Annotated in this window: 15 protein-coding genes and 1 tRNA gene; 6 read left to right on the forward strand and 10 right to left on the reverse strand. The window is 56.0% G+C overall.

Annotation, left to right across the window (positions count from 1 at the left end):
- Nucleotides 1-212: 212 nt before the first annotated feature.
- The 10 genes from CGZ77_RS11500 to CGZ77_RS11545 all read right to left on the reverse strand — a co-directional run bounded on the left by CGZ77_RS11500 (nt 213) and on the right by CGZ77_RS11545 (nt 8268).
- Entirely contained in the window at nt 213-797 is a 585-nt protein-coding gene (locus tag CGZ77_RS11500; protein WP_232304369.1) for a tetratricopeptide repeat protein, read from the reverse strand.
- 231 nt (nt 798-1028) lie between these two features.
- Complete coding sequence (gene uvrC, locus CGZ77_RS11505; protein ID WP_036495521.1) at nt 1029-2864, reverse strand: excinuclease ABC subunit UvrC; 1836 nt, start codon at nt 2862-2864, stop codon at nt 1029-1031.
- Nucleotides 2865-2980: 116 nt separating this feature from the next.
- Nucleotides 2981-3238 (reverse strand): DUF333 domain-containing protein, encoded by a 258-nt coding sequence (locus tag CGZ77_RS11510; protein WP_009425259.1) that lies wholly within the window; start codon nt 3236-3238, stop codon nt 2981-2983.
- 26 nt (nt 3239-3264) lie between these two features.
- A complete protein-coding gene (locus CGZ77_RS11515; protein WP_036495523.1) occupies nt 3265-3471 on the reverse strand; it encodes a hypothetical protein in 207 nt (68 codons plus the stop codon).
- A 44-nt stretch (nt 3472-3515) separates the two neighbouring features.
- Nucleotides 3516-4247, reverse strand: a complete 732-nt coding sequence (locus tag CGZ77_RS11520) for a tRNA-specific adenosine deaminase (RefSeq protein WP_009425261.1) — start codon at nt 4245-4247, stop codon at nt 3516-3518.
- A 280-nt stretch (nt 4248-4527) separates the two neighbouring features.
- Nucleotides 4528-4603 (reverse strand) — tRNA-Ile (locus CGZ77_RS11525).
- Between the two features lie 145 nt (nt 4604-4748).
- Entirely contained in the window at nt 4749-6425 is a 1677-nt protein-coding gene (ettA, locus tag CGZ77_RS11530; protein WP_009425262.1) for an energy-dependent translational throttle protein EttA, read from the reverse strand.
- Between the two features lie 144 nt (nt 6426-6569).
- The gene (locus CGZ77_RS11535) at nt 6570-6791 is read right to left on the reverse strand and encodes a hypothetical protein (protein ID WP_009425264.1); all 222 of its coding nucleotides are present in this window, start codon (nt 6789-6791) and stop codon (nt 6570-6572) included.
- Between the two features lie 98 nt (nt 6792-6889).
- The gene (locus tag CGZ77_RS11540; RefSeq protein WP_094031191.1) at nt 6890-7819 is read right to left on the reverse strand and encodes a GTP-binding protein; all 930 of its coding nucleotides are present in this window, start codon (nt 7817-7819) and stop codon (nt 6890-6892) included.
- Nucleotides 7810-8268: a Fur family transcriptional regulator gene (locus CGZ77_RS11545; RefSeq protein ID WP_009425266.1), complete on the reverse strand. Its 459-nt coding sequence runs from the start codon at nt 8266-8268 to the stop codon at nt 7810-7812. Before CGZ77_RS11545 ends, CGZ77_RS11540 begins: the two co-directional genes overlap by 10 nt.
- A 180-nt stretch (nt 8269-8448) precedes the next feature.
- Between CGZ77_RS11545 and CGZ77_RS11550 the strand changes: the two genes are divergently transcribed.
- From CGZ77_RS11550 to rfbA, 6 genes are all read left to right on the forward strand, one after another.
- Nucleotides 8449-8946 (forward strand): dihydrofolate reductase, encoded by a 498-nt coding sequence (locus CGZ77_RS11550; RefSeq protein WP_009425268.1) that lies wholly within the window; start codon nt 8449-8451, stop codon nt 8944-8946.
- 166 nt (nt 8947-9112) lie between these two features.
- Complete coding sequence (gene uvrA, locus CGZ77_RS11555) at nt 9113-11950, forward strand: excinuclease ABC subunit UvrA (protein ID WP_009425269.1); 2838 nt, start codon at nt 9113-9115, stop codon at nt 11948-11950.
- A gap of 46 nt (nt 11951-11996) precedes the next feature.
- Nucleotides 11997-13328 carry a hypothetical protein gene (locus CGZ77_RS11560; protein ID WP_009425270.1) on the forward strand — a complete coding sequence of 444 codons (1332 nt, stop codon included), beginning with the start codon at nt 11997-11999 and terminating at the stop codon, nt 13326-13328.
- Nucleotides 13329-13737: 409 nt separating this feature from the next.
- Entirely contained in the window at nt 13738-14268 is a 531-nt protein-coding gene (locus tag CGZ77_RS11565; RefSeq protein ID WP_009425272.1) for a transposase, read from the forward strand.
- 301 nt (nt 14269-14569) lie between these two features.
- Nucleotides 14570-15103, forward strand: a complete 534-nt coding sequence (locus CGZ77_RS11570) for a hypothetical protein (protein ID WP_009425274.1) — start codon at nt 14570-14572, stop codon at nt 15101-15103.
- Between the two features lie 207 nt (nt 15104-15310).
- Nucleotides 15311-16183: a glucose-1-phosphate thymidylyltransferase RfbA gene (gene rfbA, locus CGZ77_RS11575; RefSeq protein ID WP_094031192.1), complete on the forward strand. Its 873-nt coding sequence runs from the start codon at nt 15311-15313 to the stop codon at nt 16181-16183.
- Nucleotides 16184-16228 lie beyond the last annotated feature (45 nt).

Genomic DNA, 16228 nt, shown 5'->3' on the forward strand with positions numbered 1-16228 from the left:
GCGTGAGGACGCCGCTGCGGTAACTTTTGCAGGACATCGGCGCAAATGCAGTTCTGCGAACTGCCACCCCCACCCCAATCCTCCCCCGCGCTTGAAGCGCAGGAGAGGGAGTTTGGCTCGCGGTGGGATTTTCGCTTTCAGACGGCCTCTGAGGCCGTCTGAAACTGCCGAGGCCGCCCGTTGCGGCAAAGTGTCGGATACGGATATCCGGCCTACAAGGCTTGATGCACCGATCGGATATATTCCACCGCCTGCCAATATCCTTTTTGCGCCGCTTTGTTTATCCAATCCAGCGCCTGATCGCGATGGTCTTGCAGCAGCAGAATACCCAGTTCGTGCATGGCTTGGGCATTGCCCTTTTCGGCAGCAGATGCCAACAAAGCGGTGCATTTGCCCAAATCGGCTTCGGTGCCTAAATCGCCTGTTTTATAGATTTCCGCCAGCGTGATAACGGCTTCGTCCCATCCTGCCGACGCACACTTTTGATAGATAAGCAGGGCTTTTTTATCGTCTCGGGCAATATGGTTGGCCGTATGGAATCTCAATGCGCCGGCCAGCTTCATGCCAGAGGGCAGATTACCGCGACGGAAATCGTTTTCCAATGCTTCGTAATATTTTCCATAGGCTTCTTCTACGGTCTGCTTGTCGGGGCTGCCGAAATTTTGCCGCTTGTAATCATAGATATAGGCCAGCATGCCGTAGGCTTCTGCCACACCCGAACGGATCAGCGATTGAACCAGCGGCAAAGCACGGTCGACTTCGAGATTGTCTATCAGCTCTTCGGCCGTTTTTAACATTTCATCATTCACCATAGGATTTCTCAATTTCGCAGGTCGGATTACCGAATCCGACAGCCGTTTGCCAAACGGCAGAGGCCGTCTGAAACCGAAACGACGCAGTGAAAATGTTGGGTTTTCAGTCCAAGCTGCCTCTGAATAAATGCAAAGGCCGTCTGAAACCTCCGTAGGCTGTCTGTTGGCCAGGGTGTCGGATACAAGTATCCGACCTACGGTTTTTTTCAGACGGCCTCAATGCAGGTGCTCGTAAATCTTTTCGGCTAGGGCTTTGCTGATGCCTTCGACTTGTGCGAGGTCTTCTTTGCTGGCGGCGGCGACGCCGCGCAGGCCTCCAAAGCGGGTAAGCAGGGCTTGGCGGCGTTTGCCGCCCACGCCGGGGATGTCGCTGAGGGAAGAGGTAACACGGGCTTTGTCGCGTTTTTTGCGGTGGCCCGTGATGGCGAAACGGTGCGATTCGTCGCGCACGGTTTGCAGAAGGTGCAGGGCGGGGCTGTGCGGAGGCAGGCGGAAGGTTTCGCCGGTGAACGGGAGGATGAGTTCTTCCATGCCGGCTTTGCGTTCGGGGCCTTTGGCGATGCCGACCAAAGGGATGTGCAGCCCGAGTTCTTCCCATACGGATACGGCGATGCCGATTTGTCCTTTGCCGCCGTCAATCAATACGACATCGGGCCATTTGACGGCCTCGCCGTTGGCTTCGGCTTCCTGCATTTTGCCGTAGCGACGGGTGAGGACTTCGCGCATGGCAGCGTAGTCGTCGCCGGGTTTGGCGGTGGTGATGTTGTAGCGGCGGTATTGCGAGGGTTGGATGTTTTGTTCGTCGTACACGACGCAGGAGGCGATGGTGGCTTCGCCTTGGGTGTGGCTGATGTCGAAGCATTCTAGGCGGTTGAGGTCGTCTGAATTCATGTTCAGGATTTTTGCCAACTCGTCGATGCGGTGTTGCTGGCTGCTTTGTTGCAGGCGGCGTTGGGCTATTGCCATTTGTGCGTTTTGTTCCGCCATTTTCAGCCAGACTTTGCGTTCGCCTATGGTTTTGGTCACGAACTGCACTTGTTTGCCGTGTTCGCCCTCTAAGGCTTCTTTCAATGCGTCGGGGACGGGGAAGTTGCTGATGATGATGTCGGGTTTGCTTTTGCCCAGATAGTGCTGGGCAACGAAGGCTTCGGCGTAATCTTGCCCGTTTGGTTCGGGGTCGTTTTTGGTGTCGGGGAAGAAGCTTTTGTCGCCGACGTGTCGCCCGCCGCGTATGCTGACCCAGTGTACGCAGACGAGGCCGTCTGAAACGGCAAGCGCGAGCAGGTCGATGTCGTTGGGGTTGTTCGGGTTTTTGCTGTCGATGAACTGGTTGCTTTGCATGATGCCGAGTGCTTGGATTTGGTCGCGGTAGCGGGCGGCTTCTTCAAATTGCAGGTTGGCGGCGGCGGTCTGCATTTTGTGTTGCAGGGTGCGGGTCAGTTCGTCGGTTTTACCGTTAAGGAAAGTGGCGGCTTGGCGCACGCTGTCGCGGTAGTCTTCTTCACTGATGTGTCCGACGCAGGGTGCGGTGCAGCGTTTGATTTGGTACAGCAGGCAAGGGCGGTCGCGGTGTTCGAACACGCTGTCTTCGCAGGTACGCAGCATGAAGACTTTTTGCAGGACTTGGATGCTGTCGCGCACGGCGTTGCTGTTGGGATAGGGGCCGAAGTATTGGTTGGGCTTTTTGAGCGTGCCGCGATAGTAGGCCATCTGCGGAAAGGCGTGGCCGCTGAGCATGAGATAGGGGTAGCTTTTGTCGTCGCGGAAGAGGATATTGTATTTGGGCGACAGGGCTTTGATGAAGTTGTTTTCGAGAATCAGGGCTTCGGCTTCGGAGCGGGTAACGGTGGTTTCGATATGATGAACCTGTTTCACCATCAATGCGATGCGCGGGGAATGGTCGTTTTTTTGGAAATAGCCAGACACGCGCCGCTTCAGGTTGACGGCTTTGCCGACATACAGCACGTTGCCCGAGCGGTCGAAAAAGCGGTACACGCCGGGTAGCAGCGGCAGGTTTTTGAGAAACAGCGGAATGTCGAAATGGTCTTGCATGGCGTGGCGGAGATTTTTTGTTTTTCAGACGGCCTGCATTATACCGAGGCAGCGAAAGGCCGTCTGAAAGCACACAACCGGGCTTTCAGACGGCCTTTTGGGTTTGATATGGAAACTTAACGCTTGCTGTGTTTGCGGAAATATTCCCACTCTTCCACCACACTGCCGTCGGGCAGGTGGCACATGGCGTATTCGTTGCCCTCTGCGTCCTTGCGCGGCTCGAGTTTGCCGCCGCGTTCGACGCAGAACACGGAAGCGGGATTGGCCATACCGACGGCGGGCGGCGGCGCGTCGGTGGTTTTGCCGTTTTTTTTGGCACAGGCCGACAGCACGGCGGCGGCGAGAATCAGGGCGAGAGCGGTTGCGGGTTTCATGGCGGGATACCTTTCTTTTTAACGGATTAATGACGGGAAAGATCAGAAGGGCGGCGGGCATCGCGGGCAAACTGCTGCGCGCAGTAAGCGCTGCCGCCCGCGCGGTATTTGTTACCCTCAATTCCGCCCAAAGGCTCGGAACACGACGGGGATCCGCCCGCCACACCCTGCCACGACGCGGCGCAGGCGGACAAAACGGCAGATGCGGCCAGCAACAGCAAAACGGTTTTCATATGATTCCTTTCAGACGGCCTTTTTAAACGGGCGGATTGTACCGTCAAACGCCGCCCTTCTGCCGCCGTTCGCGGAAAAAAGCCCGCAGCAGGGCGCGGCTCTCGTCGGCCAGAATGCCGCCGAACACCGCCGTATGGCTGTTCAGACGGCCATCGGCAAACAAATCGCACACACTGCCCGCCGCGCCGCTTTTGGGCTCGGCCGCGCCGAACACCACCCTCGCCACCCGCGCCTGCAACAGGGCGGAAGCGCACATCGCGCACGGCTCGAGCGTCACATACACATCGCAGCCGTCCAGCCGCATACTGCCGAGCCGCCGCCCCGCCGCCGAGAGCGCACGGATTTCCGCGTGCGCGCTGACATCGCAGTCGGCCAGACAGCGGTTGTGTGCCGCCGCCAGCACCTCGCCGCCGCGCACCACCACCGCCCCCACCGGCACTTCCCCCAACGCCGCCGCCGTTTGCGCCTGCCGCAACGCCTGCCGCATAAAGCCTTCGGCCTCTGCGGCATCGGGCGGCAGGGCGGCGGGCGGGCGGCGTTTCACCTCCTCCCACAGCGCGGCCTTGTCCGCCTCCGTCAACGCGCGCGCGTCCGTGCCCGCGCATTCCGCCGCCAGCTGCCACAGCACGCTGCGCGTCACCGTGCAACCCGCCGCTTTCAGCAGCAAAAAAGCCTGTGCCGCTCCCGTCCGCCGCAAATCCCCGCGCGTCAGCATGCCCAGCGCATTGAGGGCGCGGACGACGGAAGGGGCAAAAGGCGGCGTGGCAAGAAACATGGTTTCGGAATTGTTTGGAAAAAAGTCGGGAAACGGGTTTGCGCGGCTTGAGGCCGTCTGAAACTTAGCGGATTGCCGTGTCCCCGTTAGGGTGGGGTTTGCGCCGCTGCGGCGACTTTGACAGGACATCGGCGAAATGCGGTTCTGCCAACTGCCCGCGCTTGAAGCGCAGCGGAGAGTTTGATTGGCGGCGGGATCGGCAGTTTTCAGACGGCCTCAATACTAAATACGGGGCAAAACAAAAGCCAAGTCGGCAAACTTGGCTTTGGCTTTTTTGAGTTGGTGGGTCCGGTGGGGATCGAACCCACGACCAAGGGATTATGAGTCCCCTGCTCTAACCCCTGAGCTACAGACCCTGCATGCCGCTTGGGCAGCAAAGCGCGGCATTCTAGCGGCAATTGTTGCCGAAGACAAGGGCGGCGGGAATTTTATCGGCAAAAGGCCGTCTGAAAACGAAGTTTCGACGACGTTAAAACTTTCAGACGGCCTTTCCCTACCCTATCACCGCGTTACAGGCTTGTAGCGAATCCGTTTCGGTTTCGCTCCCTCTTCGCCCAAACGACGTTTTTTATCGGCTTCGTATTCCTGATAGTTGCCGTCGAAGAAAACCCATTTCGAATCGCCTTCGCAAGCCAAGATATGTGTGGCAATGCGGTCGAGGAACCAGCGGTCGTGCGAAATCACCATTACGCTGCCGGCGAATTCGAGCAATGCGTCTTCCAACGCGCGCAGGGTTTCCACGTCGAGGTCGTTGGACGGTTCGTCCAGCAGTAACACATTGCCGCCGCTCAACAAGGTTTTCGCCAAGTGCAAACGTCCACGTTCACCGCCTGAAAGGTTGCCGGCGATTTTGCTTTGGTCGCTGCCTTTGAAATTGAAGCGTCCCAAATATTGGCGGGCAGGAATTTCAAACTGTCCGACCTGCAAAATGTCGCGGCCTTCGGCAATGTTGTCGAACACAGTTTTATCGTTTTGCAAACCTTCGCGGCTTTGGTCAATCAGGCTCATTTTCACGGTTTGCCCAATTTTCACTTCGCCGGAATCAGGCTGCTCTTTGCCCGAAATCATTTTAAACAGCGTCGATTTACCCGCGCCGTTCGGGCCGATGATGCCGACAATCGCACCCGCAGGCACTTTGAAGCTCAAATCGTCAATCAGCACTTTATCGCCAAACGATTTGGAAACGTTTACAAATTCAATCACTTCGTTACCCAAACGTTCGGCGACGGGAATGAAGATTTCCTGCGTTTCATTGCGTTTTTGGTATTCGTAGTTGCTCATTTCCTCGAAACGCGCCAAGCGGGCTTTGGACTTGGCTTGGCGGCCTTTGGCATTCTGGCGCACCCATTCCAATTCCTGCTTCATGGCTTTGACGCGGGCGGCTTCGGATTTGGCTTCGTTTTCCAAGCGTTTTTCTTTTTGCTCCAGCCACGAAGAGTAATTGCCTTTCCACGGAATGCCGTGGCCGCGGTCGAGTTCCAAAATCCATTCGGCGGCATTGTCGAGGAAATAGCGGTCGTGGGTGACGGCGACAACGGTGCCGGGGAAGCGCACGAGAAATTGTTCCAGCCATTCGACCGATTCCGCATCCAAGTGGTTGGTCGGCTCGTCCAGCAGCAGCATGTCAGGCTTGCTCAACAAGAGTTTGCACAAAGCGACGCGGCGTTTTTCACCGCCGGACAAATTGCCGATTTTGGCATCCCATTCCGGCAGGCGCAGCGCATCGGCGGCGATTTCCAATTCGTGTTCCGCGCCGCCGCCGGTGGACGAACCCGCCGCGATAATCGCTTCCAAGCGGCCTTGCTCTTCCGCCAGCGCGTCAAAATCGGCATCGGGGTTGGCGTATTCGGCATACACTTCTTCCAGGCGTTTTTGCGCGGCGGCCACTTCGCCCAAGCCGCTTTCCACTTCCTCGCGCACGGTTTTTTCGGGGTCAAGCTCGGGCTCTTGCGGCAGATAGCCGATTTTGATGCCGCCCATCGGCACGGCTTCGCCTTCAAATTCGGTGTCCACACCCGCCATAATGCGCAACACGGTGGACTTGCCCGCGCCGTTCAAGCCGAGCAAACCGATTTTCGCGCCGGGGAAAAATGACAGGGAAATGTCTTTGATGATGGTTTTCTGCGGCGGCACAACCTTGCTCACGCGCAGCATGGAATAGACGTATTGTTGGGACATGGGGGCTCCTTATATGAAACGGGGAAAGGTTGGAAGGCCGTCTGAAAACGGATTCGGGGTTTCAGACGGCCTGACTAAAAGAATGCCTGCAAACGGCGTTGAGGCCGTCTGAAAGCGGTTTTTTACGCTCGGCGGCATACGGCATCAGCCGCGTGCCATCAACAAAACAAAAACCAAGCCGAACAGTATCGCCAGCAGCACGCCGACGGTGGCGGCAATCATGGCTCTGCTGTCGGCGCGGACTTTTTCCAGTCGGGTTTGCGCCTCGATCAAACGGGTTTCCGCCTCGGTGAGCGCCGTCTGCGCCCGCATCATCTCGGCTTTGGCGGCGCACTCTTCGGGCGTACCGTTCTGTTGTTCGTCCATGCTTTTCTCCTTTCGGCATCTGCTTTGAGGCCGTCTGAAAGCCGAAGGATTCGGTTTTTCTGTTTTCAGACGGCCTTTTCAGACGGCCTTTACCGTGTTTATTTCTCCAAAGCGTCGTTCAGCCGTTTTTCAATCAGATCGGCGTCGAAAGATTTGGCAATCAGCTCGAAGCGGCTGTCGCGCCGCCAGGCGACTTGGTTGGCACCCCATTTTCCGTCCACCCAGTTGAGCCACACCCATGTGCCGAGCACTTGGAACACGCCTTTGGCGCGCACCAGCCCTTCGGTGAGTTTGGGCAGCTCGTCGAAGAAGGCGGTGAGCCGTTCGCCGTCGAAATCGCGGCCTGCGGGGAAGGTGTAGCCTTGCGACTGGAAGCCCATGGTGTTGTCGGGCAGCGATTCGCTTTTCAGACGGTAGCGCGGTTTTTCGATTACGGGGATGTCGAGCCAGGCGATGTCGAGCTGCGCGTTCTGCACTTCGGCCACTTTGGCCTTGGGCGGGAAGAGTTTGCCCGCTTTGTCGCGGAAGACGGCCAGCTCTTCTGCGGTGCAGAGGTCGGTTTTGCTGGCAATCAGGATGTCGCACACGCTGACCTGGTCTTTATAGAGAGCCTGGTTGGCGTAATCGGGGTTGACGAACTGGCGCGGGTCGACAACGGTAAACACGGCGGCGATGTCGATTTGCGGCGCAAACGGAGCGGCTTTGAGTTCATCGATCACGCTGGCGGCATGGGCGAGGCCGCTGGCTTCGATCATCACGCGGTCGGGCTCGTTGCGCAGCAGTTTGGCCAGCGCGCTGCCCATCTGCGGGCCGGCGGCGCAGCACAGGCAGCCTCCGGCGATTTCGGCCACGGGGATGCCTTCGTCGCTCAAAACCGCGCCGTCGATGCCGATTTCGCCGAACTCGTTAACCAGTATCACCCATTTTTCGTCGGGATTTTTTTGCGCCATCAGGCTTTTGAGGGCGGTGGTTTTGCCCGTGCCGAGAAAGCCGGAAATCAGATGGATTTTGGTTTTTTTCAATGACATTTTGCGCACACTCCCGTCAATACCAAATGTTCTTCGGTCAGCTCGAAACCGCTTTCGCCCAAAGCACGCTGCAAATCCGCCCACTGGCGGCTGAGCGTTTGTTCGTCCACCGCTCCGCACTCGGTGCAGACCAGGATAAAGGCGCTGTGGCTGTGGCCGTTTTGTTCTTCATGGCCGTGCTCGCGGCAGTTGTGGCGGGCGTGGCTGCACAGCACATAGCCGTTTACTGCCGCGATTTTGTGCAAAACGCCCTGCTCCACCCAGAAATCGAGGGCGCGGTAGGCCGTGGGCGGGGCGACGGGGCTGCTGCTGGCCTTCTGCATGGCCGAGAGCACCTGATAGGCTTTGATAACGCCTTCCTGTTCCAACACGATGTCGAGCACCTGCTCGCGCAGCGCAGTAACCTGCGCGCCGTTCAGCCGCGCCTGATCGATAATTTTCTGCTTCATGGTTGTCCGTTCCTATTTTCAGACGGCCTCGGGCGCCGCCTTTAAAAAATTATAGCGGCAGCAAACAGATGATTACTGCCGAAACGGGTGGATTATACCCGAAAGGCCGTCTGAAAACGGCGCGCCCCGCAGCGGCGGGCGATATAATGGCGGCCGTCTGAAACACACGGAACAAACGCCATGCCGAAAATCACCCTGATTGCCGCCCGCGCCGCCAACGGCGTGATCGGTGCGGACAACAAAATGCCCTGGCACCTGCCGGAAGACTTCGCCTTTTTCAAAGCCCGCACGCTGGGCAAGCCCGTTGTGATGGGGCGCAAAACCTGGCAGTCGCTGCCGAAAAAACCGCTGCCCGGGCGGCGCAATATCGTTGTCACGCGTCAGGCGGACTTTGCCGCAGAGGGCGCGGAAACTGCCGCTTCCCTTGCCGCAGCGTTCGCTTTGTGTGCCGGTGAAGAAGAAACCATCGTGATGGGCGGCGGCGAGATTTACGCGCAGGCGATGGCGCAGGCTACCGATTTGCGTATCACCGAAATCGCGCTGGAAGCGGCGGGCGACGCGTTTTTTCCCGACATCGATCCCGCGCTGTGGCATGAGGCGGAGCGCACGGAGCACGTCTCTGCCGACGGCCTGCGCTATGCTTTCGTGCATTATGTGCGCACGCCTTCGACGGAATAAGCCGCCGAAGGAACAAAAGGCCGTCTGAACAAAGGCCGTCTGAAAGCGTGTTTCCGCTTTGTTGGAACGCGCTTTCAGACGGCCTTTTTCCGTTTGCCAAACCAGGACGCGCAGACAAAAAGTGCTAGAATGCGCGGTTTCTTTTCACTTTTCAGACGGCCTCACCATGTGCAAAAACCATCACGACAACGACACCATCCGCATCCGCGGCGCGCGCACGCATAATTTGAAAAACATCGATTTGGACATTCCGCGCCACAAGCTGGTGGTGGTCACGGGGCTGTCGGGCAGCGGCAAATCGTCGCTGGCGTTTGACACGCTGTATGCCGAAGGGCAGCGGCGTTATGTCGAGAGCCTGTCTGCCTATGCGCGGCAGTTTTTGCAGATGATGGACAAACCCGATGTCGATTTGATCGAAGGCTTATCGCCCGCGATTTCCATCGAGCAGAAATCCACCAGCCACAATCCGCGTTCCACCGTCGGCACGGTAACGGAAATCCACGATTACCTGCGCCTTTTGTACGCCCGCGTCGGCACGCCGTATTGCCCCGAACACAATCTGCCGTTGTCGAGCCAGACCGTGTCGCAGATGGTCGATGCCGTCTTGAAGCTGCCGGAAGACACGCGCGTGATGATTCTGGCGCCGGCGGTACGCGAGCGTAAGGGTGAGTTTGTCGATTTCTTTGCCGACTTGCAGGCGCAAGGCTTTGCGCGGGTGCGCGTGGACGGCGAAGTTTATCAACTTGACGAAGTACCAAAGCTGGAAAAAAACATCAAACACAATATCGACGTGGTCATCGACCGCGTGAAAGTGAAGGCGGACATCAAGCAGCGGCTGGCGGAAAGTTTTGAAACCGCGCTGCGCCACGGCAACGAGCGCGCGCTGGCGATGGAGATGGACAGCGGCGAAGAGCATTGGTTTTCCGCACGTTTCGCCTGCCCCGTGTGTTCGTACAGCCTGCCTGAATTAGAGCCGCGCCTCTTTTCATTCAACAACCCGATGGGTTCCTGCCCGACTTGCGACGGCTTGGGCAACACCAATTTCTTCGACCCCGAAAAAGTGGTCGCCCATCCCGAATTGTCGCTCGCAACGGGCGCGATTGACGGCTGGGACAAGCGCAACCAGTTCTATTTCCAAATGATTCAGTCGCTTTCGCGGCATTACGGTTTCGATGTGCAGGCTGCTTGGGAAACGCTACCTGAAAAAGTCAAAAAAGTCATCCTGCACGGCTCGGGCAAAGAAGTCATTGATTTCACTTACCTGTCCGAACGCGGCACCACCTTCAACCGCAGCCACGCCTTCGAAGGCATCATCCCCAATCTCGAACGCCGCTACCGCGAAACCGACAGCGAAACCGTGCGCGAAAAACTGCGCGAATACCAAAACCACCGCGCTTGCCCGAGCTGCGGCGGCGCACGTTTGCGCAAAGAAGCGCGCTACGTTTACGTCAGCGGCGAACCTTTGCACGAAGTCTCCGCCTGGCCGCTGACCAAAACCCACCAATTCTTTGAAACCTTGGATTTGGACGGCAACAAAAAACAAATCGCCGAAAAAATCCTCAAAGAAATCACCGAGCGTCTCGGTTTCCTGATTAACGTCGGGCTGGATTACCTGAACTTGAGTCGCTCCGCCGAAACCCTTTCCGGCGGCGAAGCCCAGCGCATCCGTCTCGCCAGCCAAATCGGCAGCGGCCTGACCGGCGTGATGTACGTTTTGGACGAACCCTCCATCGGCCTGCACCAGCGCGACAACGACCGCCTACTCGCCACCCTCAAACGCCTGCGCGATTTGGGCAACAGCGTGATTGTGGTCGAACACGACGAAGACGCCATCCGCGAAGCCGATTTCGTCGTCGATATGGGCCCGGGCGCAGGCGAACACGGCGGTAACGTATTGATTGCCGATACGCCCGAAAACGTCGCCAAATGCGAGCAATCCATTACCGGACAATACCTCAGCGGCAAAAAATCCATTGCCGTGCCGTCTGAACGCACACCCGTCAATCCTGACCGAATGCTCGTCCTCAAAGGCGCGCGCGGCAACAACCTCAAAAACGTTACCCTCGAACTGCCGCTCGGTTTGATTACCTGCATCACCGGCGTATCCGGCAGCGGCAAGTCCACCCTGATTAACGACACCCTCGCCAAAATCACCGCCCGCGAACTCAACCGCGCCCAAGAAGAACCCGCCCCATACGACGACATCCGCGGCCTCGAACACCTCGACAAAGTCATCAACGTCGACCAATCCCCCATCGGACGCACACCGCGCTCCAATCCCGCCACCTACACCGGCCTGTTCACCCCCATTCGCGAACTCTTCGCCGGCGTACCCCTCTCGCGCGAACGCGGCTACAGCGTCGGCAGATTCTCCTTCAACGTCAAAGGCGGCCGCTGCGAAGCCTGCCAAGGCGACGGCGTGATTAAAGTCGAAATGCACTTCCTGCCCGACGTGTACGTCCCCTGCGAAGTCTGCCACGGCAAACGCTACAACCGCGAAACGCTCGAAATCCAATACAAAGGCAAAGACATCAGCCAAGTCCTCGACATGACCGTCGAAGAAGCCCGCGAATTTTTCGACGCCGTCCCCACCGTATCGCGCAAACTGCAAACCCTGATGGACGTAGGCCTAGGCTACATCCGCCTCGGACAGTCCGCCACCACCCTCTCCGGCGGCGAAGCCCAACGCGTTAAACTCGCCCTAGAGCTATCCAAACGCGACACCGGCAGAACGCTCTACATCCTCGACGAACCCACCACCGGCCTGCACTTCGCCGACATCGCCCTGCTGCTGGAAGTGATAGGCCGTCTGAAAGGCAAAGGCAACTCCATTGTGATTATTGAGCACAATTTGGACGTGATTAAAACCGCGGATTGGATTGTGGATTTAGGGCCCGAGGGGGGGGATGGCGGGGGGAGGATTGTGGCTTGTGGAACACCTGAAGAAGTTGGCCAAGTGGAGGGGAGTTATACTGGGATATATTTGAAAAAAACATTAAACTAGTAATACAATGCTAAATCTTTAATTCACTTATACTGGAGAAAGTTTTATGAACTCTAATAACTCATTGGCTACTTTCAATCAACAGCTACCTGATTTATCTGCTAATACTATTCCCGCAATCAACCAACTTGTTACTGCTCTTGGCTTTCCAAGAGAAGTTTTAGCAAGTGATGAAGAAATTAGATACGCATGGAATGATTTACCACGAGAACTAAAAAACATACCTGTTCAAAATGTTAACCCTGAACTTATTGCTCGAATGTGTATTGCTATTAGTTCTGGGTTATTTGATGGTGCAATCAACTATATATGGAATGCTGCCATTTTAAGATTGCGTGATAAAGTCAGAACTTTTGGTCTTCCAGTCGTTTCCCAAATATTGGAAAAGGATTTTGAAGATAGTCATTTAATAGCATTACAAGATAGCCAATTATTAGATTTATGCTTGCAATTAAATATTCTTAATGAGGAGGGTGCCCTTTTTCTAGGACAGTGTAGAAATGTTCGTAATAATTTTTCCGCAGCCCACCCATCGCTTGGAAATCTAAACGATAGAGAATTTATTACCTTCTTAAACCGTTGTATAAAATATGCCTTAGGTGATTCCTCTTCACCCAAAGGTGTCAATATTAGTGAATTTATTCAGTCAATTAAAGCTGATCGATTTAATAATGCTCAACGTGAATTTTGGCTTCATAAACTATCTGAAACCCATGAGGCACAAAAACAATTATTGATCGTTATGGCTCATGGTATTTATTGCGATCCAAATTCACAAGAACCAACAAGACTAAATGCTTTAGATATTTGTGATTTATTTAAAGATAGCTTTTCCGCTTCTTTACGATCTGTTCTGATTGACAAACATTCAGAGTACATTACAAAAGGAGATGAACAAAGACTAACAGCATCTAGCCAATTTTTTGAAAAATTGGGCTTACTAGGCTTGCTTTCCGCTCCACAGCAACATGCAATTTTCTCTACGGCTATCCAAAGATTACAAATTGCTCATGATGGTTTAAATAATTTTTATAATGAACCTCCATATGCAGAAAGATTAGCAGAGTTATCTCAAAATACAGCAGTTCCTGAAACTGCTCAAAGTGATTTTGTAGATACAGTTGTTGCTTGTTATTTGGGAAATGGTTATGGAGTTTCATGGGCTGCTATCCCATTCTATGAAAAAATTATTAAGAACTTCTCTCCACAAGAGATTGCACTAATGATTCGTCATACACAAACAGAAAATTCAAGAATAGGGCGCAGATTTAGCTCCGAAAGAAAGAGATTTATTAGTGCGTTAAATTTGATTGATTATGCAAGTGTTCCAAGTGGTGTTCGTTCTGCATATGATCAATTTGTGAAATCTCCTGCGTAGGGTGTGTGGCTCCGCCACGCACGCAGTCGCCAAACACTCCGCACCCATTCCAAATTTTCAGGTAGCCTTTCAACCCGCTAAACAAAGCAGCCCGAAAAAACAATGCGGACAACCAACCCTACCAACCGCGTGCGTGCCTACGGCACACACCCTACAAAAGCAGCAAGCGTAGCCTGTGTAGGGTGTGTGGCTCCGCCACGCACGCAGTTGCAAAATGTTCCGCACCCATTCCGATTTTCAGGTAGCCTTCCAATCAACCCAGCAAGGCAGCCTGAAAACCCAATGCGGACAACCAACCCAACCAACCGCGTGCGTGCCTGCGGCACACACCCTACAAAGCAGCCTGAAACCCAATCTTTCAGACGGCCTCAAACATCGTCTGAAACCATTACCACAACACGGAAACCCCATGGCGCGTTATCGCAGAAACCTGATTGCCGGCGGCACGTTTTTCTTTACCGTCAAACTTGCCGATCCCAAATCCCGCCTGCTGGTGGAACACATCAACCTGCTGCGTGCCGCCTATATGTCCGTGCAAAAACAATATCCCTTTGAAACCGTCGCCGTATGCGTACTGCCGAACCACATTCATGCCATTTGGACGCTGCCGCCCGATGATGCGGATTATTCCCTGCGCTGGCGGCTGATTAAAACCAAATTCTCCGCACGTTTCCCTCGTGCTGAGAACCTGTCCGCCAGCAAACAGCGGCGGCACGAACGCGGTATTTGGCAACGGCGTTTTTACGAACACACCGTCCGCAACGAAGCCGATTTACAGCGTTGCGCCGACTACATCCATTACAATCCCGTCAAACACCGCTGCGCCGCAAGCGTGCGCGACTGGTCGTTTTCCAGCTTCCACCGCTACGTCCGCCATGGCCTGCTCCCGCCCGACTGGGGCGGCACACCCGAAACCGCCGATATGGATTTCGGCGAGTAACCGCGTGTTCAAAACCAACCCTTTCAGACGACCTCAAACGCCGTCTGAAACCGCCTGCGTAGGGTGTGTGGCTCTGCCACGCACGCGGTCGCCAAACACTCAGTGTATGCCGGCTTTTTTAGCCCACCGTTCAATCCGCCAAACAAAACAGCCTGCGCAACAAAGCGAAGTTGCGAAGCTAAAAAACGATACGGAACACTGAACCCTCTAACCGCGTGCGTGCCTACGGCACACACCCTACAAAGCAGCCTGCCCCCACCTTCAGGCTGCCTTTCCATCCACCCCCAAACAAAGGACACCCATGCCCGCCATCCTTACCGACCCCGCCCAACTCGCCACCGCTCACGCGCGTTTCACCCAAGCCCTGCAAGCCGCTCTCAGCCAAAAAATCCCCTGCACCATCGCCGCTGTCAACGGCGGATTGGACACCGAAGCCGCCTATTCGCCCGAGCTGGATTTGTGGTACGCGCAAACGCAAGACGGCAAAAAATGCTGGAACGGCTTCGGCATCGGCGCGCCCGCCGCCGGCAAAAAAGCCGCCCTCGCCGCCGAAATCAACTTCCCAGCCGAGGGCGTCAACCGCGCCCTATCCGGCGCATTCGCCCAAGACGAAAATGGTGAAATCCTTGTTTTGCATCGCGGCAAAATCCGCGGCGGCAAAGCCCTGTTTTTCCAATACTACCAAGGCGAAACCCTCACCGCAGACGACGGCGGCGAACCCGACACCTTCGCCCTAATCGGCAGCCTGAACGATGCCGACTTTCCCACCAAACTCGCCGCCTTCGTGCGCCAAATCCTAGACATCAAAGCCGCCGCCAAACGCGACGCGGGTTGAAACCCGGTCGCAGCTCACAATCAAACCGAATCATATGAACCGACATAAAACGGTTTGCTATAATTTTGCCGCCCGAACTTCTGAGGCCGTCTGAAAACCCTTTCAGACGGCCTCAGCAAAATGCAGTCCCTCCGTATCCGTTTCCAAACACCTTTTTCAGACGGCCTCCATAGGCCGCCTGAAAACCCACCCCACAGGAGAAATCCCATGAAAGGCATCATCCTTGCCGGCGGCTCCGGCACCCGTCTTTACCCCATCACCCGCGGCGTTTCCAAACAGCTGCTGCCCGTGTACGACAAACCCATGATCTACTACCCCCTGTCCGTGCTCATGCTCGCCGGCATCCGCGACATCCTCGTCATCACCACCCCCGGAGACAACCCCGCCTTCCGCCGCCTGCTCGGCGACGGCAGCCGCTTCGGCATCCATATCGCATACGCCGAACAGCCCAGCCCCGACGGCCTCGCCCAAGCCTTTATCATCGGCGAAGAATTTATCGGCAGCGACAGCGTCTGCCTTGTGCTCGGCGACAACATCTTCTACGGCCAGTCCTTCACCCAAACCCTGCGCCAAGCCGCCGCCAAAAGCCACGGCGCCACCGTCTTCGCCTACCAAGTGCGCGATCCCGAACGCTTCGGCGTCGTCGAATTCGACCAAAACTTCAAAGCCCTTTCCATCGAAGAAAAACCGAGCAAACCCAAATCCGACTGGGCGGTAACCGGCCTTTATTTCTACGACAACCGCGTGATCGACTTCGCCAAACAGGTCAAACCCTCCGCACGCGGCGAACTCGAAATCACCGCCGTCAACCAAATGTATCTCGAAGACGGCAGCCTTTCCGTGCAGCTGCTCGGCCGCGGCTTCGCCTGGCTCGACACCGGCACCCACGAGAGCCTGCACGAAGCCGCCGCCTTTGTGCAGACCGTGCAGAACCTGCAAAACCTGCAAGTAGCCTGCCTCGAAGAAATCGCCTGGCGGCAGGGCTGGCTGGATGCCGGCCGGCTTGAAGAACTCGCCCGCCCCATGGCCAAAAACGAATACGGGCAATACCTGCTGCGGCTGTTGGACGGCAGGCAATAAAACGCCTTTGAGGCCGTCTGAAAAGTTTGTTTACTGCATTGCAGT

This window comes from Neisseria sp. KEM232 (assembly GCF_002237445.1).
Lineage (GTDB): Bacteria > Pseudomonadota > Gammaproteobacteria > Burkholderiales > Neisseriaceae > Neisseria.

Coding starts and splice junctions, on each gene's coding strand:
- CGZ77_RS11500 (WP_232304369.1), bottom strand. CDS start 797: ATGTTAAAAACGGCCGAAGAGCTGATAGACAATCTCGAAGTCGACCGT.
- uvrC (WP_036495521.1), bottom strand. CDS start 2,864: ATGCAAGACCATTTCGACATTCCGCTGTTTCTCAAAAACCTGCCGCTG.
- CGZ77_RS11510 (WP_009425259.1), bottom strand. CDS start 3,238: ATGAAACCCGCAACCGCTCTCGCCCTGATTCTCGCCGCCGCCGTGCTG.
- CGZ77_RS11515 (WP_036495523.1), bottom strand. CDS start 3,471: ATGAAAACCGTTTTGCTGTTGCTGGCCGCATCTGCCGTTTTGTCCGCC.
- CGZ77_RS11520 (WP_009425261.1), bottom strand. CDS start 4,247: ATGTTTCTTGCCACGCCGCCTTTTGCCCCTTCCGTCGTCCGCGCCCTC.
- ettA (WP_009425262.1), bottom strand. CDS start 6,425: ATGTCCCAACAATACGTCTATTCCATGCTGCGCGTGAGCAAGGTTGTG.
- CGZ77_RS11535 (WP_009425264.1), bottom strand. CDS start 6,791: ATGGACGAACAACAGAACGGTACGCCCGAAGAGTGCGCCGCCAAAGCC.
- CGZ77_RS11540 (WP_094031191.1), bottom strand. CDS start 7,819: ATGTCATTGAAAAAAACCAAAATCCATCTGATTTCCGGCTTTCTCGGC.
- CGZ77_RS11545 (WP_009425266.1), bottom strand. CDS start 8,268: ATGAAGCAGAAAATTATCGATCAGGCGCGGCTGAACGGCGCGCAGGTT.
- CGZ77_RS11550 (WP_009425268.1), top strand. CDS start 8,449: ATGCCGAAAATCACCCTGATTGCCGCCCGCGCCGCCAACGGCGTGATC.
- uvrA (WP_009425269.1), top strand. CDS start 9,113: ATGTGCAAAAACCATCACGACAACGACACCATCCGCATCCGCGGCGCG.
- CGZ77_RS11560 (WP_009425270.1), top strand. CDS start 11,997: ATGAACTCTAATAACTCATTGGCTACTTTCAATCAACAGCTACCTGAT.
- CGZ77_RS11565 (WP_009425272.1), top strand. CDS start 13,738: ATGGCGCGTTATCGCAGAAACCTGATTGCCGGCGGCACGTTTTTCTTT.
- CGZ77_RS11570 (WP_009425274.1), top strand. CDS start 14,570: ATGCCCGCCATCCTTACCGACCCCGCCCAACTCGCCACCGCTCACGCG.
- rfbA (WP_094031192.1), top strand. CDS start 15,311: ATGAAAGGCATCATCCTTGCCGGCGGCTCCGGCACCCGTCTTTACCCC.